A 19702-nucleotide genomic window follows, 5' to 3' on the forward strand; every position below is an offset into this window, starting at 1 on the left:
AAAGCTAAGGTGCCACATTGCAAGCTGTTGGCGATAGTTCTTAACTAAATAATTAAAAGCAATATCAGCTTACTATATTTGACGCCCTAAAAAGAATGAAGAATGAAGAGTAAGATTGCTAGTATAGTTTTGGTTTTTGGATGGGCAAGCACGGCTTGGGCGCAAGCACCATGCGGTGAGATTGATGGCGAAAGAGTGTCTCGACTTCAAGAAGACATTTATTTTTTAGCGTCTGATCAACTGGAGGGGCGTGAGCCTGGTACTGCTGGTGCTGAAGCGGCTATAGAATATATTGAAGTAGAATTTAGAAAAGCAGGGCTTAATCCTTATTTCACTGATGGTGGCTATCGCCAAAAGTTTCCGATAGCAATGAGGGTGACTTTTGACAAGGACAATCGACTGGTATTGAATGAGGATACTTTAAAAGTTGGTAAAGATTATTACCCCACATCATATTCTGCAAATGGCTTGGCTAGTGGTGAGCTGCTTTATGTAAAGTATGGAATCACCGCTCCCGAAATGAAGTATGACGATTACAAAAGGATAAAACCAAAGCACGCTGAAGGTAGCATATTTGTGATGGATGTTTCATCGCCTGATGGTATCCACCCACATTCTGAATATTTGAAATATCATGATTTGGGCGAGCGTATTTCTGCCGCTAAGGCAAAAGGTGCAGTGGGTGTAGTTTTGGTAAACCTAGAAGGCTCAGCAAATGATATTGATCCAAATTTTAGAAAAATACACAGCAGCGGAATTCCTGTAGTTTTTGTGACTAATAATGAGCTGGCTAAAAATTTTACCAAGAAGGGAGAAGCGAAATTTGTAACTCGTCTGCAGGAAAACTATGTGGACGGATTTAATATTGCAGGTTTTAAGGATAATAAAGCTGAGCGTACTGTGGTGATAGGTGCACACTACGATCACCTTGGACTTGGTGGAAACGGTTCGTTATCTACAGAAAAAGCTATACATAATGGAGCAGATGACAATGCTAGTGGAACGGCTGCTCTGATGGAAATTGCACGGTTTATAAAAACTGCTGAGGAAGATTATAAGAAATTCAACTACTTGTTTGTCGCTTTTTCGGGTGAAGAATTGGGGCTATTAGGCTCAAAGTTTTTTACCGGTAAAATGGAAGATTTGCGCATCGGTAAAATTGCTTTTATGCTAAATATGGACATGGTGGGAAGGCTTGAAGAAGGAGCCTTGGCGGTGAATGGTGTTGGCACTTCGCCAATATGGAATGAGGTGCTTGAAGAAAGCAGGTGTGATGAGATTGTGATTAAATCTTCTAAAAGTGGTGTTGGGCCATCTGATCATACTAGCTTCTATTATTTAGATATTCCTGTATTGCATTTTTTTACGGGTACACATAGCGATTATCATAAACCAAGTGATGATGCTGATAAAATAAATTATGAAGGTGAGGCCGTGGTAATAAGTTACATCTTGAATGTGATACAAAATGCTTCACACTATGATGGAATGCCATTTACCAAAACGGTAGAACAATCCAAAATGGCACCTAAGTTTAGCGTAACTTTAGGGGTGATGCCTGACTACATGTACGAAGGTGAGGGTATGCGTATTGATGGTGTGAGCCTGGATAAACCAGCCGCAAATGCCGGACTCCAAAAAGGCGATATTGTAACGCATCTTGGTGACGTAAAGGTTGTAGATATGATGAGCTACATGAAGGCTTTAGGACAATTCAAGAAAGGAGATACTGCAAAAATTGAGTATATCCGTGGTGGAAAGTCTCAAAAAGCGGAAGTGAAATTTTAGTAAAAAGTCAAGTCAAGTAGGCTTTATTTTAAAATTAGAAAGATACACGTATGAAAATAGCGGTGATAGGTGGAGGAAGCTGGGCAACGGCAATTGTAAAAATCCTTACGGAGAATAACGATTATGTGGGCTGGTGGATGCGAAATGAGGAGGCAGTTGATCATATTAAAAAGTTTCATCATAACCCTCATTATCTGAGTTCTGTAGAGTTGATGACCGAAAAGATTGATGTCTCTACCAACTTAGATCATGTAATAAGTGAAGCTGATTACGTGATTTTTGCGGTTCCATCAGCGTTTCTAAAGAATGCTTTGGAAAGCCTAACCATTGATCTTTCTACCAAAACTGTTTTTAGTGCAATTAAAGGTATTGTGCCTGATGAGAATGTGATCGTAGGTGAGTTCTTCCATCAAAAGTACAATGTGCCAATGGAGAATATAGGGGTAATCACAGGCCCTTGTCATGCGGAGGAAGTTGCACTTGAGAGACTCTCATACCTGACCATAGCGGGATTGGATGATGAAAAAGTGGATACATTGGCCCGCCACATGGAAAGTGATTTCATCAAAACCAAAAAGACAGATGACATCATTGGAACTGAATACGCAGCAGTGCTAAAGAACATATATGCCTTGGCAGCGGGCATTTGCCATGGACTTGGTTATGGAGATAACTTTCAGGCGGTATTGGTAAGTAACGCCATTCGTGAAATGAAAAAGTTTATAAAAGCTGTTTACCCACTAAAGCGCGATATCAATGAGTCTGCTTACTTAGGGGATCTATTGGTAACGGCTTATTCTCAATTCAGTCGTAACCGTATGTTTGGAAACATGATTGGTAAAGGTTACACTATTCGTTCAGCTAAATTGGAACTCAATATGGTTGCCGAGGGTTATTATGCTGCAGCGCTAATTCATGAAGTAGCTAAAGCTAAAGGTGTTAAAATGCCTATTGCGCATGCTGTTTATAAGATTCTTTATAAAGATAAAAATCCCAAAAAAACAATGAGTAAGTTGACGGATAAACTCAATTGATTGGATATCATTCAATCATTGTGACTATTTTTAGCGGTATTTGGTCAATTGCTCATTGATGATGGTGATAACCGTTGATGAGCTTTATTTTTGAGTAAACACCTCAATCAACTTCTGCTTGAACCGCTTAATTGTCATATTATTTTTCATTCTGTGGGGGAATGTAGGGTCGGCTAAGGCAGACACCTTAATGGTGTCTCAAATTCGCGAATATATTTACGTGGATTCTTTTGCTACCTATTCTTCTATGCCGTTGCCCGATAGCTTACATGGGCAGTTGCCAATAATTCCGAACGATAATTTATATCACACCCTAGCCGTAAATCTATACAATGATATGGATGACACGGTGGATCTGTTTGTAGGTGTAAGGGGGAACGAATACTGGCAGTTTAATCAAATATCAGCAACTGGCGAAAGGTATACCACACAAGCCGGAGCCTTTGTGCCGTATAGAACTATCTCGTTTCCAAATAATAGGTATGTCGTAAAAACAAGTCTTGCTCCCCGTGAGCACTATTCGTGGACTCTTAATACCTGGAATATTTCCAGTCGAGATGCCAGTACAAAAGCTGTATACATTGCCACGGCCAGAAATATGTATTGGCATGAATTGGTAAAGGATGAGTACCACAAAGTTCCAATGGCGGTTTCGGTATTTTTTCAAGGTGCCATTTGGATAATGATGTTTTATATGTTCTTCCTGTATTTTCAGAATAATAGGGATAGAGCATACCTGTATTACGGGCTGTATATGATGTTTGCCATGTATTACCTATTGCAGAAAGTTGCTGGAGATGGGCCGTTCTATTTTGTTTTTGGTGAAAACCCAATGATTAGGTACGTACTCAACGAGCCTGTGCAATGGATGATTTACTTTTTCTACAACCTGTTTGTCATTAGCTTTTTAGAAATACAACGTCATTCTTATCGCTTGTATAAATTTCTAATCGGTTTAAATGTGGCTTATGTGCTTTACCTGGTTGGGGAAAGCACCTATTTTATACTAACATTTGACAAGGAAGTACAATCTATGCTATTTATTGTATCACGGGTGATAGCACTGGTGATTTCATTTATTACGATTATCTACATATTCATCGTAGTAAAGGGACCTTTGGTAAAGTACATTATTTCGGGGTCCATTGTGTTTGTTCTTTCCGCGATGCTTTCGATGTTTTACAGCTTACAAGTGAGTTGGTTGCCAGAAACAGGACTTCATCCTATCAGCTTTATGCAGCTGGGAATTTTAGCCGAAATACTTCTGTTTTCACTAGGGCTTGGCAGGCGTATAAATCTTATGTCCACTGAAAAAGAGGAAGTGCAGCAGGCTTATATTGACCAGTTGGTGAGAAACGAAGAAATCATTCAGGAGTCAAACCGAGACCTTTCAGAAGAGGTATTCAAGCGTACCAATGAGATTATTTATAAATCTAAAGAACTAGAAAAAGAGCGGGAGCAAAAGCTAAAGACGGAGTACGAAAAGCAACTTATGGAAAGCGAAATGAGTACGCTTAGGCTGCAGATGAATCCACATTTTATTTTCAATTCCTTGAACTCTATCCGCTATTATATTTTGAAGGAAGACAGTGAAAAAGCATCTGATTATATCACCGCATTTTCAAAGCTACTGCGGATGATATTGCAGCACTCACGCGAAAAGACCATTAAACTAGAGGATGAATTGGATGCACTACGATTGTACATTGAGTTTGAGCGAACGCGATTTGAAAACAAGTTTGACTACAGTATAAATGTGGCCGAAGATGTTGATGTGTCCAATATTCCAATACAACCTTTGCTCATTCAGCCTTTTGTAGAAAACTCGATTTGGCATGGGTTGTTACACAAAGATGGAACCGGACATTTGAACGTGGAGGTGTTTATGGAGGGAGCGTTTTTAACGGTAATTGTAGAGGATGACGGAATAGGAAGAAGAAAATCAAGGGAGTATAATTCTGCAAAAAGTAGTACTTACAAATCCATGGGAATGCAAATAACCAAGGACAGGCTGCGCATGATGGCTAAGGTGCAAAATGCAGATGCTGGTTATGAAATAGTGGACATGGTAGATGCGGAAGGCTCTGCTGCAGGAACCAAAGTAATTTTAAAAATCAAAGTATTATGACACGAGCTATTATTATTGATGATGAAAAGCACTGCTCGGAATCCCTTGCCCTGCTTATAGAAAAGTATGTTCCCGAAATGACGATTGAAGCTGAGCTCAATGATCCCATTGAGGCGGTGGATGTGATAGTCTCCAAAAAGCCGGATTTGGTGTTTTTGGATATTGAGATGCCAAAACTCAACGGTTTTGACCTACTCAAAAGTCTACCGGTAATTGATTTTGAGATCATTTTTACCACAGCTTATGATGATTTTGCCATACAGGCATTTAAGGTGAGCGCTATTGATTATTTATTAAAACCAATAGAAAGAGACGAACTAACCAAGGCGGTGGAGAAATTTAAAAAGCACAGGGCTGATCGTGACTTTGAAGATCGCTTTATGGTTTTTTTAAGTAAATATGGACGTGCAGAAAAAGGAAATTTAGGGAAAGTAGCACTCCCTACACAGGAAGGTTTTGAGTTTATCGATCAGGATATTATTGTGCGATGCGAATCGGATAGTAATTATACCACGGTGGTGCTTGAGGGGCAAAAGGATATAGTAGTATCCAGAACCTTGAAAGATGTGGAAAGCATGCTGGATTCCACATCATTTGTGCGTGTTCATCATTCACACCTTATTAATTTAAGACATATAAGAAAGTACCACAAAGGAAGCGGTGGGGTAATAGTGATGGATAATGGTGATAATGTAAGCGTAAGCCGAAGTAAAAAAAGCGAATTTTTGGATCGAATATGATGATGATAATTAAGAGGGAATCTTATATTGGTCATTATAAATAGTTGTGACTCCAAATGAATGATGACCCAATTAAAACAGTTCCTTACAAAAGGCCTGTTCTTTCTTCTGATCAGATACTAGAAAAGAGTGCAGAATATTATGATTTTTTAAACTTGCGAAGGTCGGTTCGTGAGTTTGAGGAGAAGGATGTACCGAAAGAGGTAATTGAAAACCTCATAAAAACGGCAAGTACCGCACCTAGTGGAGCGCACAAGCAGCCATGGACTTTTGTGGCCGTAAATAGCAAAGAGCTCAAAAAGAAAATTAGAGCTGCAGCTGAAGCGGAAGAAATGGATTTTTATAATAACCGTGCTACTGAAGAGTGGCTCAAGGATTTAGCTCCATTAGGTACGAATTGGTCCAAGCCTTTTTTAGAAAATGCTCCCTGGTTGATTGTAGTTTTTAAAAAGGTGTATGATGAATTGCCAGAAGGAAGAGCTAAGAACTATTATGTTCAGGAATCTGTGGGAATCGCGAGTGGGTTTTTAATATCGGCAATTCACAATGCTGGTTTGGTAACGCTTACACATACTCCAAGCCCGATGAATTTTTTATCAGATATACTAGAGCGCCCCGCTAATGAAAAGCCGTTTTTACTGTTGCCGGTGGGTTACCCGTCTTCACATGCGCAAGTTCCAGATTTGGAAAGAAAGCCCTTGGATGAAGTGAGTGTGTTTCTTTAAAAAGCGCTTGGCTTTTTGATAATTACTTGTCTTCTGCTAAAATCAATTAAGCCTTCATCTCTAAGTTCATTAAGGGTGGTGGTTACCGTTTGGCGGGAGGTGCCAATGAGGTTTGCTAAATTTTTGTGGGTAAAAAAGTGTTCCACCTCGATGCCATTATCAGTTTGTTTGCCTTTTTCCTGAGCCATTTCTTTTATAAAATCCATTAGCCGGGAACGGACATCTTTAAAGATGAGATTGTCTATCCTACGCTCCATCTTTTTCATACGAAGGCCAATCCATTTGTATATTTTGAAAGTGAATTCAGCATCATCCTGCATGAGCTCCTGAAGGTAATCGGTGTGAACAGAACATACCATCGTTTCATCATCCATAGCTTCTGCTATTTCAGTTCTTTTATCTTCACCCAATAGGGCAAGCTCACCAAACATTTCCCCTTTTCCAAGTATTGCTCTTACCACCTCGTCACCATCTTCAGAGTAATTGAGAATACGCACTTTGCCGCTCGCTATCAGATATAGAGTGTTTGCGGGATCATCTGTAAAGTAAATAGTTTCGCCTTTTGAATAAACTTTATGGCCATCCTGGGCGGCAGGGTGGTGGGTAAGTTTACTGGGGCACATTACCTGAAACAGGTTAACATCATTAAACATCCAAAATTGGTGACTTTCACTCATGGGGTATACTATTTTTGAGGTGATGTGAAGTTAACAAAAACGAGGCCGAATCTGTTTATTATTAAAACCAAAAACCAAGGCTGACGTATGAGTATACATCCTTGTGGTTTGTACTACCGGCTACACTTATCTCAAGAGGCCCGATCGGGCTATCATAACTGTACCCCAAGCTATATCCATCCAGCACTATGTTGGACTCAAGCGTGTTTTGGATGGAGTTCTCCAGTTTTCCTGCGTTGGCCTTAACCATGACGTAGTGGTTTTTTAAAAACTCAATGTTGAGGTCAACCCTTACAACAAGTGCGGTGCGGCCGATTAATTCCATGTAGCGATAACCAATAAAAGGGGTGATATAGTTAATGTAATTTTTACCCATACTCCCCAAAAAGATATTGTAAGGATAGTCTAAATCAGGACCAACTGTGGTTATAAATTTTGACCCCGCAACCATAGAAACCCTTTTGCCAAAACTCATGGCTTGCCGAAACTCAACATCAATTACTGAGCTGGGTTCATAAAAAGTGTTAAACTTTTCTTGACGACCAATAATTTTTGCCTTGGCCGAAAACTTAGAGCCGTGAGTAGGGTAGTTAGCATCATTGAAAGAGTCAAAATCTATAAAGCCGTAGTAGTTCAGATAGCTACTATAGCCGGTATCTGTTTGTATTTTGGATAAATCATCTGATAAAACTACTCCATCAAACTCAATACCTGCGCCAATGGCAAAGGCATCATATATGGTAGACTGCAAGAATAAATCTGTACTAAAGTCAAAGTAATTACTTTGAGCAACGGGATCCCGGTTTTCATCATAAATACGATATGTAAAGCGGTTGGTTCTAAAACTAAAACCAAGAGTGGGCACAAGTCCGCGATCAACATAATAATGAATATTGGCACGGGGATTTTGGCTTAAAGCTATTTCCGCTGAAAAACGAGAGTTTTTGAAAAGAATATTGCGCTGGGTATAATTGAGCAACAGGGCGGTTTTAAAGTCGTCATCATAATGTAGGCCTAAGCGAAAAAGGGTAAGTGCTTCTTCTTCTTTTACAGAAAGGGTAATGCGATAGCCGGTATCTACTGGTGTGAGTGAGTAGTTTACATGCTTAAAATACTTGGAACCATAGAGCTGATCCAAACCACGATCAAGTTTTTCAATGGTACATACATGCCCTTCTTTTACGCGTAGTTTGCCTAAAATGAATTCTTCACTAGAGCTTTTAATCCCTTCTATTTTTATGTCAGCTACATAAAAAGTATCAAGCGGAAGAGCTGTGCACTGAGCGCGATTTATTGGTGCAGAAGTATCTGATTTTGCCAATGCTAAGAGTGGAGCAAGTTGCTCACGCGCAGCTTTTTCGCCACGGGCTATTATAGTGTCGAATAAGTCAAAAGTGGTGATGCTTGCTTCATGCAAGTCTGGTTTTATGAGTAAATCAGTAAATTGTATTTGATCTTGGTACTGGCGCGCGTTTACAAATGATGAGGTCTGTTCAAGAATACGCATTACAGAATTAAGCTCATCCTTCTTATATAAAAAGTCCTGCACGTCCACACCAATAATGTATTCGATACCCTTTTCTTTCAAAGGTTCTACTGGGTAATTGTTAACCAAACCACCGTCAGCATAGAGTTCGCCATCTATTTCATAGGGGGTAAAAAGCGAAGGGAAAGCAGCACTGGCACGTAGGGCATCGGAAAGGTTTCCTTCTTCGAATACTTTCATGCTACCATCTTCCAAGTTGGTGGCTACACACAAAAAGGGAATAGGGAATTCAGAAAAATCAGCATACTGATGGCATTGCTGGGTAAGGTAGTTCAGTTGTTTTAAAATGTATTGTGCATAATTGAGCCCGGTAGGAAGGTTTACTTTTCCATCGTGCACAGGCAGTGTGAGAAGATATCGAGAATCTGATTTTCTATCAAAATAGCTAAGCCGGTTTCTTGGGATTTCATTGTTGAGAAGAGCATCCCAGTCCACTTTTCGCATGTATTCCTCAATCTCATCTACGGAATAGCCCAAGGAATAAAGTGCGCCAATTATGGCCCCCATGCTTGTGCCAGCTATGTAGTCGATCTTTACCCCAGCTTCTTCAATTACCCTAAGGGCGCCTATTTGTGCAAGAGATTTTGAACCTCCTCCGCTAAGAACCAATCCAATAGAAATGTCGCAGGTGTCGCTGTTTTGACCTTGGCCCGGGCTGGCCATGATTAGTATTGCAGAAAATGTGAGGAGGAGTTTCCGAAACACTATTTACTGTTTTTGGTCTTTAGCAAAGTAAGCGATAATTCGCGTGGCTCGCGCGTGTCCCACTACTTCTGTTAATTCTTCCTGAGAGGCCTCTTTTACTTTTGTTACGGACTTAAACTTGCTCAACAGGTCTTTTATTGTGGCCGGCCCAATTCCCTCAATTTGGTCAAGTTCTGATTTAAATGTGTTCTTACTTCTTCTATTTCTGTGATGGGTAATTCCAAATCGGTGAGCTTCGTCACGCAGCCTTTGTATTATTTTTAATGTTTCAGATCGTTTGTCTAAGTAGAGCGGATATTTGTCTCCCGGAAAGTAAAGCTCTTCAAGACGTTTGGCAATTCCGAGGATGGCAATTTTCCCGCGAAGTCCAAGGGTTTCCAAAGCTTTTAGGGCAGCGCTTAGCTGACCCTTACCTCCATCAATTACGATGAGTTGTGGTAAAGGTTCTCCTTCATTTTGTAATCTATTGTATCGTCTAAAAACTACTTCCTCCATACTGGCAAAGTCATCCGGGCCCACCACCGTTTTTATATTAAAATGGCGGTAATCTTTTTTGCTGGGCTTTCCATCTTTGAACACGACACAAGCGGCCACAGGGTTGGTTCCTTGTATGTTTGAATTGTCAAAACACTCAATATGACGAGGTTCTTCGCTCATTCGAAGATCCTGTTTCATCTGCTGCATCAGTCGGTTCACATGGCGATCCGGGTCTACAATTTGAATATTTTTCAACTTCTCCATGCGGAAGTAGCGTGCATTTTTTAGGCTCAAATCCACCAAATGCTTTTTGTCGCCACGCTGAGGCACGGTAAGTTTTAGGTTCGGAATTTCTAAGTCAATTTTATGTGAAAGATAGGCCTCTTTGGATGTGCTCTGAAAAAGCTCACGAATTTCAGGGATGGTCATTTCAAGTAGCTCCTCAGCAGTTTCGTCAAGCTTCTTTTTTAGTTCTACAGTGTGCGATTGCAACACGGCACCATCTATAATTTTAAGGTAATTTACATAGCCATACTCGGCATCGGTTGTCACGGAAAAGATGTCAATATCTGTGATGGTGGGGTGAACCACGGTAGATCGCGCCTGGTACTTTTCTACCATGTCAATTTTCTCCTTCACCTTTTGAGCTTCCTCAAACCTGAGTTCCTCGGCCAGAGTATGCATTTGCTTGGTCAGCATCTTTTTTACAGAGTTCAGGTTTCCCTTAATCAGATCGCGAGAAGCTTCAATATCTTTCAAATATTCTTCTTCGCTTTGGCGATCTTCACAAGGGCCTTTACAATTGCCAATGTGATATTCCAGACAAATTCTAAACTTGCCTTCATCTATATTTTCTTCTGACAGAGCTAGTTTGCAAGTGCGAATGTGATAAAGTTGTCTAATGAGATCCAACACAGTGCGCATCACTTTTACTGATGCATACGGGCCATAATATTCAGAGCCATCTTTTACCTGATTACGCGTTGAAAATATTCGCGGAAAGCGCTCCTTTTTGATGCAAATCCAAGGATAAGTTTTATCGTCTTTCAGGTTTACATTGTACTTCGGCTGGTATTCTTTTATCAGATTATTTTCCAGAAGGAGGGCGTCAAATTCCGTTTCGGTAATAATGGTTTTGATGTCTTCAATTTTGCGTACAAGCATGTGCGTGCGCGCATTGTCATGACTTTTGGTAAAGTAAGATGACACGCGCTTACGTAAATCCTTGGCCTTACCTATGTAGAGTATTTTCCCGTTTTTATCCAGATGCTGATACACTCCCGGCTTATTGGGAAGGCTGCGAAGTATGTTGCTGATTTTGTCTGAAGCCATTGCACAAAAATAGGTATCATTGTGAGTAATGATACGAGTAGTTTGTGCGATTATAAAGAATGCTGATGGAAAACTTTTGCTTACCCAACGAAGTGGCAAAATGGACCATTCCTACCATTGGGAATTTCCCGGAGGCAAGGTGGAAAATGACGAGACTGATTACGCTGCAATTACCCGTGAAATATGGGAAGAGCTTCAAATTGAGGTTGAACCATTGAAAAAATTAACACAAGTAGACTGGCAGTATCCCAACAAAAAGATTGCTTTAGTTCCTATTATTTGTGAAATTCGTTCAGGAACTTTGAATCTGAATGAACATTTGGATTTTGTGTGGTTAGCTATTAATGAGCTTACCGAATTAAATGTTCTGGGAGCCGATCGAGAGGTAGTAAATAACCTGAAACGCGTCTATGAAAATTAAACATTTGACTTTAGACTGTGCCAACCTACAAGAGCAGAAATACTTTTATACAAACAAGTTTGCTTTTGATGTGGTGGAAGAAAGTGATGAGTCAATAACCCTGCAAATGGGCGACTCCAAACTTACCTTTTTGGAGAATAGACTCAAAAAATCGTACTACCACTTTGCTGTAAATATTCCTTTTGATTCTATTAATAAGGCTCTTCATTGGTTGGATAAAAAGGTAGACATCATAGAAACCAAGGATGGTAAGATTCAAGACTTTTCTAACTGGAAGGCACTGGCTATTTACTTTCTAGATCCTGCAGGCAATGTGGTGGAGTTTATTGGACGCGAGCGCATAAAGTCCAAGTCACGCACTGTTTTTAATGAAAAAGACATCATAAATATTAGTGAAGTTGGAGTTCCTGTATTTCAGGTAAGTGAAGCTTTCAAGATAATCAGTCAAGAGTCTAGCCTGCAAAAGTTTGATTGTGATGCGAGCACATTTTGTGCTTCAGGTGATGATGAAGGCCTTTTTATAATCGTAGACAAAGCTGAGAAAACGTGGTTCCCCACCGATGAAGCAGCCAAAGCATACCCTTTAAAGGTGCTGTTTGAAAACGAAAAGAAGACGTATACACTAAGGATGGAGAGTGGAATGCTTGGAGTGGAGGAGGAAAAGTAAGTCCACTTTTACTCAATCAAACATTTTAGGATAATGGAAGTTTCTTAATTATGCACTGTGAAATGGAAGTGCTATTGAAAACTCTAAACATCTCTACATCATGAAATTAATAAAAACACTACTCGTGTTATTGGTCGTGTCATCCGGCTTGTTTGCTCAGCCTGCTGATAAACGTCTTTACATCAACCCACAATTTGGTATCAACATTTCTGGACTTACTGACGAGTTGGAAGGAGTTTCTCAGTCGGGAAGGGCCGGTTACAATTTTGGCATCGATCTTAGAATGGGACAGGGACATGTGTTTTTTCAGCCTGGAGTATCTTACTTTCAGTACAATACTAAGTATACGGTGGTAGAATCGAGCCTTTTGCCTGATGGCAGAACAACTTATGAAACGGATGTAAAGGTGGAATCAATTAAGGCTCGAACTCTTATGGGAATTCGCATCTTCACAACGGATTTAATCTCAATCCACGCTAATGTCGGTCCAGCTTTTAACTTTCCTGTAAAAGTAGATAGTGATGATGATTTTGTACTGAAACGAGGAAATTATAAGGATGTAACTGTGGGGGGAGTAGTTGGCGCAGGTGTAGATCTTATGCTGTTTACCTTTGATTTAGATTATGAGTTTGGCCTTTCTGATTATGTTGAGTTTAGTAACCCTAATGTACAGTCATCTAGCTCAAACCAGTACACACTTACTTTTTGTGTAGGTATCCGACTGTAATTTTTAGTATCCAAAATATTTTAGGCTTTCTCGAGCAATCACTTTAAAGTCTTTAGGGTGATTGTCTTCGTCTTCTAGCCTCCGTTTTCCAAGGCGGCACACTACCAAATCCTTTTCAGGGAATACTATTATGTATTGACCCAATATCCCACGGAAATAATAAATAGGTGTGTTCAAATCATTGTATATCCAAAATGACCATCCGTAATAATCTACACCTACACCATGGCCTGCTTTGGCAACAAATGTTGAATCCAAGATTTGATTTCCATCCCAGTTTCCATAATTGAGCATAAGCTTACCTAAACGAGCAAAGTCTCTCGCGTTGGAATTAAAGCAGCAATAGGTAAGCTCATTTCCATCTTTATTATCTAGGTGCCAGGAAGCATCATGCATGGCTCCAATTTTTGACCAAAGGACTTCTGAAGCAAATTCACTTACTGTTTTGCCAGTTGCTTTGGATAAAACCAAGCCCAATAACTGAGGGGCTCCACTTTGATAATTATAGGTGTCGCCCGGCTTATTAACTACAGGAACCTCCCGATATATAAGGGAGGCAATGTCATTTCCGTAATAAGCTCTTGCGGTTATGTCAAAGGGATTGGTGTAGTGCTCGTTCCACTGAAGTCCAGCGGTCATGGTGCTAAGGTGCCATAGCTCAAGATCATTAGCATAAGGACCCTCTAGTTCAGGGAGAAAAGTATTTACCTTTTCATTCCAGCTTTTAATGTAGCCTTGTTCAATCGCAATTTCGGTAAGTATAGTGATAATGCTTTTTGTCATACTAAAACTGTTGCTATGGCTGGTGTCACTATATCCATCCCAATATTGCTCAAAAAGAAGTTTGTCATTTTTTACCACCACAAAAGCTACTGATTCCGATTCCTGCAAAGTGGAATTTAGCTCATCGCTAAGTTTTACTGCATTGTACCTTTTATGTATGGGCCAAGGTTCAGGGTTGTTGGCCGCCACTGTTCGTGTTTCAAAAAACCGGTCGTCATCAATGGTAGCAGTTTTTTCACCATGAAGGTATGTTGCCCAAACGCCTTTTACCAGAAATTCATTTCCGGTGATAAAGAGACCCAAAACTAGAAGTAGTATGATAAGGAAGATTGAAGCTAGAATTCGAGATAGAGTTTTCATAATGAGCTTGTGTTGATGGCAAAATGTATGAAAATAAATTAAGGATTAGTCACATCGCAGAGATACCTGAAACACTTCTGCAAAATACCTCTTCGCCTTATCCTTTATCTCCTCCATGGGCACTTTATGGCCCAATTCTTTTTCAAGAGATGTAACGTCTTTATCGTCTATCCCGCAAGGAATAATGTTTTTGAAATAATGGAGGTCTGTATTTACATTAAAAGCCCAACCATGCATGGTAACCCAACGGCTGGCTTTTACGCCAAGTGCTAATATTTTACGTGCATTGGGTTTGCCCACATCCAGCCATACGCCTGTTTCTCCGGGTGAGCGCTCCCCTTGAAGGCCATAATCAGCCAAAATGCGAATAAAGATTTCTTCGAGATAGCGTAGGTATTTATGAACATCGGGAAAGAAGTGGTCGAGATCTAGTATTGGGTAGCCGACCAGCTGACCAGGGCCGTGATAGGTGATATCTCCACCGCGATTGATTTTATAATAGGTAGCTCCAACTTCGTGAAGTTTTTCGGGGGCTATTAATAAATGCTCAGGCTTACCACTTTTACCTAGAGTGTACACATGAGGATGCTCACAAAACAGCAAATGGTTTTGTGTAACAATATGTTCGACTTCCGAAACTTTGCGGTTGTGAAACTTCGATTGAACAGTTTTGTCAAACAATTCCTCTTGATAATCCCAGGCTTTTTGGTAGTCAATAAGACCTAAATCCTGAAAGAGAACTTCGGTATTTACAGCGGTATTTTTGATAACTCGGACTTTAGCAGGTCAATGGATTTGATGTCCATAATGTCCACTTTATTGAATTCCGAAAGGTAGTAAGAAACCCAATCGCCAAAGTGCACCAGATACAAGGTTTTTTCTATTGGGCCATTGCCTTTACTCCATACTTCATTTATGTGGTTGGTCTTTTCGCCAATTATATTTTTAATGATTTCAATACGCTTTTGATTGCGGTCAAAATCATTGTCATGACGGAGAAAAACCGGGGCATACTGCGCGCTTCCACCTTCCCATCCTACCAGTTCATTGTGATTCATTTCAGGAATTTCAGCTTCCCACGCTAGCATTTTTGCATTTTCGTTTAGCTGCTGGCGCCAGCGTGCTGCTATACCCGCGCTTCCGCTTATGGCGTAAATGATGGCTGTTTTTCCGCGCAAGCGACTGGCCAATTGCTCAGCTTCAATGAGTACGGAAGCTTCTTCACCATTGATAAGGTTTACTGCATTTTCCAGACCAGCAATGACATCAAGATCGATAAGCTTGTAATGGCTAAGCATATAGCTGAGGTAGGAAAACGAAAAAGCAAACATGCTTCGTGGAGGGTTTCCACCGCGCATGGTAAGTGTGTTCCATCCTGCAGACTGAGCCATTTGATATAATTCACCACCAGAGGTGATGCAAGCAACTTGTGCTTTCTTTTTCAAAGCTTCACGGGTGGCGCTCAGTGTTTCTTCGGTATTTCCGCTGTATGAACAGGCAATCACCAAAGTGTTTTCATCAACAAAACCAGGGATGCTGTAGTTCTTATTTACCGTAATGGGTACCGAACAAGTAGGAGCTGCTAGCTCAGCCACGATAGTTCCACCAATACCAGATCCACCGAGCCCTGTGATCAACACATTTTTGATCGGGCGCTCAGCAGGTTTAAGATTGGAAGACTGGATGCTGTTTAAAGCGTCCGAAATATGTTCAGCGAAATTGGAAATAAGGTCTTTCACGCGTGATTGGTTTTATCGATGGTTCAAATCTAACACGAAAATTGAAAGAGCCACTACTGCTTTCGCTGAATTAATACATTTATGCGATTTCGGGGTACAATTTTAGTGTTTCCTTGATGGCTAGGTCGGGTAACCTTAGAATAGAAACAAAAATAAAGGTCATCAAACTAAAATAGGTAACTAGTAAAATGTGGCTTGGGTAATCATTAAAAGCAATTAGGTGATTGCCTGGCAGAAAAATAGCAAGATAAAGTATGAGTCCTAGCGATCGATTGGCTTGGCGAGGCATATACATTTTCACATCTTTAAGCCTATATGCATTTATGCCCCAAACCATAATTGCACCTACAATTATTGAGAAAAAGTATATATAGTCCGGGTCTACCGCAATGTTTAGAAACAAGAAATACCAACCTAAAACAATAAGCGCAGTAAGAATTGTGTAAGGCCAGTGCATAAACTGTAGCATTAGAGAAAACAACATGCGATTGGTTTTCTTTCGGACATCTCTTTCAATGCCATCTAAATATTTCCAAATTCCTTTTTTACCACCAAAGGCTTGATGAGCTTTCTTAAAAGCATCTCTGAAATTAAGCTCAGGATTTTCTCTCTGGTATTTTTCGATGGCTGTGGCAAAATGATCAATCAGCTCGGCCTGTACATCGTAGTATTTAGCGTCATAAAAACTGAGGTATTTTTTTATGGCTTCAATTTTCTTGGCTTCCATTTAATTCGCTTTTGGTTGAATGATCATTTGAATAGAACTCAAAAACTCTTGAAGTTGATCTAGTTTACTTTGAGTAGCTTTTTGACCTTTTGGGCTAAGGGAATAGTATTTTCGAGTTCTTCCCGAAACAGGGCGAAGCTCACTTTTTAGCAGTCCGTTTTGCTCCATTTTGTGTAGAGCTGGGTATAGTGCACCTTCGGTAATTTGCATTTGGTCAGCGCTGGCTTCTTTTATTTTTTGGATAATTTCATAGCCATACATCTGGCCATTATCAGCCAATAGTTTTAAAATAAGTGTGGATAAAGCACCCTTCAAAAGTGAGTTGTCTTTCATGAAGACGAAGATACCTAAAATTCTTAGGCATGAAAAGCTGTGTCACGCAAAGTCGCAAAGCAGCAAAGAAAACTCAGCAAAACTCCGTGTGTTCAGTGGTTAGATAGCGCGTTGATTTCGCTGGTAAGCGCTGATATTTAGTCTTAAAACATTTGCGGCTTTGCGTGAAAAAGTGACCTGTCACTAATCTACCTGCGGTCAACTTGAATAAGCGAGCCAACACCAACCCGGATCCCAAAAGTTAATGGGTCGATTCCATCAAAGCTTTGTACAAACTCTATTCGGAAAATGCGGAACACATTATCAATACCATAACCGATCTCTGTGTAGTGTGGCGAGTTGGTGGTTTTTAGATAGTTTACAAAAAGGTTTTCCTTCACTCCACTTAGGCGCACCAAGGGCAATTGGGTAAATAGAAATTTGCGAAAGCGGATGTAGGACAGAGCCGAAATATATTGTTGCTGCGTGCTGTAATTGTAGTAATCCAAAAGGCGATAATTGCCCGTAACGCTCAATGGCGCAATCTCGGTAAGGCCACCGTTAAAATGCTTGAAGTCGGTGAGGAGCATTCCATCATTATTGAAGAAAGTTCCCATTTGGGCATCGATATCAAAAGTGGCGCGAACACCTAAGTCAAAAGAAGTTTTTACGCCAAGTTCCAATTGCTGAAAATTGACGGTGCTTCCTAAGATATTGTCCCAACCCGCATTGTAGGCCAAGCGAAACTCAGGTGAAGATTCTTCAACCGGACGAAGCATGCCGTTGTATTTTCTAAACTTTAGCCAGGGTTTCCAAGCCACATTTATTTTGCTGGTTAGGGCTTTGCTGTTTTCAAATGTAACGGGGGCATTCTCCACATTTACCGGATCATTGCTGGTATAATGATACTTGTCATACCTAAAGAAACCAAAGTCGGTGGTGTTGTTAAGGCTGTTTCTGGAGGCCCATTGTAACGAAGCGTTTGCCCTCCATTTGTACCTGAAGTTTCTATCCCAACTGAGTTTTACGTAATCCTGATCATAGAGTTTCATGTAGTTGCGCTCCACAAACAGTGTGTAAACCGTATTGATAAATGGATTGATTGAATTTTCATAAAACTGATTGATGAAATGGCCGCCTTCAAGATTCCAGCTGGTGCGTTGTTCTATTGTGCCATAAGTAAGTCCTGTGTTCAACTTGGCGTAAAGCTCTGTGCTGGAAAAGCCATAGCGTACGGTTGGCGTGATTGACCAATGGTACTTTTTGTTTTCATAAAGGTTTAAAGTTGCCTCCAAATCCAGATTGAAACCTTCTACGGTATTAAAGCGAAAGCGAGGAATAATACCAGGTGTGGTGAGAATGACGCTATCGGTGATTTGGCTACGACCACCCATTAGTAAATCTCCAAAGTCAAAACGCCTCGGGTTGTACGGATTTGTGGAATCTTGCTTTTCGGCTACATATATGCTGTCATCTTTTCTGTAGCTGTCAATTTCTTTTTGCGTAAGCGGCACGCTGCGAATATTGGCCCAGTAAGCGGAATCACGCTGAGCGGCCAGCGAGTCTATCTTGTATTCGTAGTCCGAAATAATGTCTTCTGTTCCACTTTCCTTTTTCTCTTCTTTCTCGTATTCCTTCATCAGTTTTCTAAACTGCTTCCGGCTTACACCTTTGTCTTCGGCAAAAACCTCTTCCAGACCTTTATCGACATTTCCTTTTTTGATGGCCTCAATTTCTTCAGGTGCCTCTTCAATTTTTTCATCAACAAGAATCACGGTTTCGTCCAGCTCATCATTTTTTTTAACCTTATAATTAATCACCGAAGCCATGTATTTATACTTTCCTGAAAACCCGAAAATAGTGGCTTTGTAATCAAATTGCTGGGTAACGGGCATCCATATTTCATCCTGAACGGGGGCGAAAAACTGCACGAGTTTAAGGTCTAAAAACTGCACTTTGGTATTGAGCTCCAAGCTGTGAATGTTCCAAAACTCATCTCGCACATATAATAAACCTTCAAAAACTTGCTCACCACCCGAGCGTGGTTTCACTTCTATTTTGTGAATTTTATAACCGCGGTCTACAAAATTGCCGAGGTAGCGAAAGCGATAGTAGGAGAAAGCCTTGGGCGAAAATGGGGAAATAGATTCCGCAACTTTGGGCTGGTAAAAGCTAGCATTTACAAAAGAGTTAGGGTTGGCACCATCCAAATCTTCACCTGAGGTGCGCACAGAAATCACCTTTTCTTTAAAAGTGTTTGGCCTCTCAAAACTTACCTCGCTTACGGATTCGGAGGTGAAAACGCGTGAAGTATCTACGCCATCCTTTTCCATGGTTTTTTGAAACATCCCCGGGATTTTGTCAAGGCCACCAGTGCCTTTCATGTACACCGCGGCCGTGTAACCGTCATTCTGCAAAAGGTGGTAAGGCGCTTTGGCAATGGCTTTACGCATGATGGAGTAAGCCGGGTCTTCAGTGCTTCCAGTCACCGCTACTTCCTGCAAGCTCTCGGTTTGTGGCTGTAGCTTAATGTCCACTACCTTGATGGTGTTATCTATGGTTACAGTTTTTTGCTGTGTAGTAAAACCTACAAACTGATACGTGATTTCATATTTCCCCGGAGGTAATCTCAGTTCATATCTACCATCAATATTGGAGCTGGTTCCGGTGCCTTTTTGCTTTATGTAAATGGAAGCATAAGGCATGGGCTCATTGTTTTCATCGGTAATCAATCCTCGGATGCCTTGCCCAAAAGCGGAGGTAAAGCAAATAAGAAAAGCGAAAACTAAGGGGAGTTTCATGGACGTTAGTAAA

The 19702-nt window shown here is 40.6% G+C and carries 17 protein-coding genes; 8 read left to right on the forward strand and 9 right to left on the reverse strand.

Going from position 1 to position 19702, the window contains the following annotated elements:
* The first annotated feature begins 102 nt into the window (after positions 1 to 102).
* From OWEHO_RS17980 to OWEHO_RS12600, 5 genes are all read left to right on the forward strand, one after another.
* Positions 103 to 1788, forward strand: a complete 1686-nt coding sequence (locus tag OWEHO_RS17980) for a M28 family peptidase (RefSeq protein ID WP_014202864.1) — start codon at positions 103 to 105, stop codon at positions 1786 to 1788.
* 50 nt (positions 1789 to 1838) lie between these two features.
* Positions 1839 to 2822: an NAD(P)H-dependent glycerol-3-phosphate dehydrogenase gene (locus tag OWEHO_RS12585; protein WP_014202865.1), complete on the forward strand. Its 984-nt coding sequence runs from the start codon at positions 1839 to 1841 to the stop codon at positions 2820 to 2822.
* Positions 2823 to 2940: 118 nt separating this feature from the next.
* Entirely contained in the window at positions 2941 to 4950 is a 2010-nt protein-coding gene (locus OWEHO_RS12590) for a histidine kinase (protein ID WP_041627600.1), read from the forward strand.
* Positions 4947 to 5690, forward strand: coding sequence for a LytR/AlgR family response regulator transcription factor (locus tag OWEHO_RS12595; RefSeq protein ID WP_014202867.1), 744 nt, complete (start codon positions 4947 to 4949; stop codon positions 5688 to 5690). The genes OWEHO_RS12590 and OWEHO_RS12595 overlap by 4 nt, the downstream gene beginning before the upstream one ends.
* Positions 5691 to 5746: 56 nt before the next feature.
* Positions 5747 to 6415 carry a nitroreductase family protein gene (locus tag OWEHO_RS12600; RefSeq protein ID WP_014202868.1) on the forward strand — a complete coding sequence of 223 codons (669 nt, stop codon included), beginning with the start codon at positions 5747 to 5749 and terminating at the stop codon, positions 6413 to 6415.
* Here OWEHO_RS12600 and OWEHO_RS12605 read toward each other — a convergent pair.
* The 3 genes from OWEHO_RS12605 to uvrC all read right to left on the reverse strand — a co-directional run bounded on the left by OWEHO_RS12605 (position 6412) and on the right by uvrC (position 11152).
* On the reverse strand, positions 6412 to 7092 hold the full coding sequence (locus OWEHO_RS12605; RefSeq protein WP_014202869.1) for a Crp/Fnr family transcriptional regulator: 681 nt from the start codon (positions 7090 to 7092) through the stop codon (positions 6412 to 6414). The two genes, OWEHO_RS12600 and OWEHO_RS12605, sit on opposite strands and share 4 nt — an antisense overlap.
* Before the next feature lie 61 nt (positions 7093 to 7153).
* Positions 7154 to 9343, reverse strand: coding sequence for a patatin-like phospholipase family protein (locus OWEHO_RS12610; protein WP_143764597.1), 2190 nt, complete (start codon positions 9341 to 9343; stop codon positions 7154 to 7156).
* Between the two features lie 3 nt (positions 9344 to 9346).
* Entirely contained in the window at positions 9347 to 11152 is a 1806-nt protein-coding gene (gene uvrC, locus OWEHO_RS12615; protein WP_014202871.1) for an excinuclease ABC subunit UvrC, read from the reverse strand.
* Positions 11153 to 11180: 28 nt separating this feature from the next.
* On the opposite strand from uvrC, the gene OWEHO_RS12620 reads away from it, so the two are divergent.
* The 3 genes from OWEHO_RS12620 (at position 11181) to OWEHO_RS12630 (ending at position 12967) form a co-directional block, all read left to right on the forward strand.
* Complete coding sequence (locus OWEHO_RS12620) at positions 11181 to 11573, forward strand: (deoxy)nucleoside triphosphate pyrophosphohydrolase (protein WP_014202872.1); 393 nt, start codon at positions 11181 to 11183, stop codon at positions 11571 to 11573.
* On the forward strand, positions 11563 to 12240 hold the full coding sequence (locus OWEHO_RS12625; protein ID WP_014202873.1) for a VOC family protein: 678 nt from the start codon (positions 11563 to 11565) through the stop codon (positions 12238 to 12240). The genes OWEHO_RS12620 and OWEHO_RS12625 overlap by 11 nt, the downstream gene beginning before the upstream one ends.
* A gap of 100 nt (positions 12241 to 12340) precedes the next feature.
* Entirely contained in the window at positions 12341 to 12967 is a 627-nt protein-coding gene (locus tag OWEHO_RS12630; RefSeq protein WP_014202874.1) for an outer membrane beta-barrel protein, read from the forward strand.
* A gap of 3 nt (positions 12968 to 12970) precedes the next feature.
* Here OWEHO_RS12630 and OWEHO_RS12635 read toward each other — a convergent pair whose 3' ends face one another.
* From OWEHO_RS12635 to OWEHO_RS12660, 6 genes are all read right to left on the reverse strand, one after another.
* Entirely contained in the window at positions 12971 to 14110 is a 1140-nt protein-coding gene (locus OWEHO_RS12635) for a serine hydrolase domain-containing protein (protein WP_014202875.1), read from the reverse strand.
* 45 nt (positions 14111 to 14155) lie between these two features.
* Positions 14156 to 14878: a lipoyl(octanoyl) transferase LipB gene (gene lipB / locus OWEHO_RS12640; RefSeq protein ID WP_014202876.1), complete on the reverse strand. Its 723-nt coding sequence runs from the start codon at positions 14876 to 14878 to the stop codon at positions 14156 to 14158.
* On the reverse strand, positions 14860 to 15849 hold the full coding sequence (locus OWEHO_RS12645) for a bifunctional phosphoglucose/phosphomannose isomerase (protein ID WP_014202877.1): 990 nt from the start codon (positions 15847 to 15849) through the stop codon (positions 14860 to 14862). The genes lipB and OWEHO_RS12645 overlap by 19 nt, the downstream gene beginning before the upstream one ends.
* Before the next feature lie 79 nt (positions 15850 to 15928).
* On the reverse strand, positions 15929 to 16576 hold the full coding sequence (locus tag OWEHO_RS12650) for a hypothetical protein (protein WP_014202878.1): 648 nt from the start codon (positions 16574 to 16576) through the stop codon (positions 15929 to 15931).
* The gene (locus tag OWEHO_RS12655) at positions 16577 to 16909 is read right to left on the reverse strand and encodes a PadR family transcriptional regulator (protein WP_014202879.1); all 333 of its coding nucleotides are present in this window, start codon (positions 16907 to 16909) and stop codon (positions 16577 to 16579) included. It lies immediately after the preceding gene.
* Positions 16910 to 17097: 188 nt separating this feature from the next.
* Positions 17098 to 19689 carry a DUF5686 and carboxypeptidase regulatory-like domain-containing protein gene (locus tag OWEHO_RS12660; RefSeq protein WP_014202880.1) on the reverse strand — a complete coding sequence of 864 codons (2592 nt, stop codon included), beginning with the start codon at positions 19687 to 19689 and terminating at the stop codon, positions 17098 to 17100.
* Positions 19690 to 19702: the final 13 nt, after the last annotated feature.

It is taken from the genome of Owenweeksia hongkongensis DSM 17368, from assembly GCF_000236705.1.
GTDB classification, from domain to species: Bacteria; Bacteroidota; Bacteroidia; order Flavobacteriales; family Schleiferiaceae; genus Owenweeksia; species Owenweeksia hongkongensis.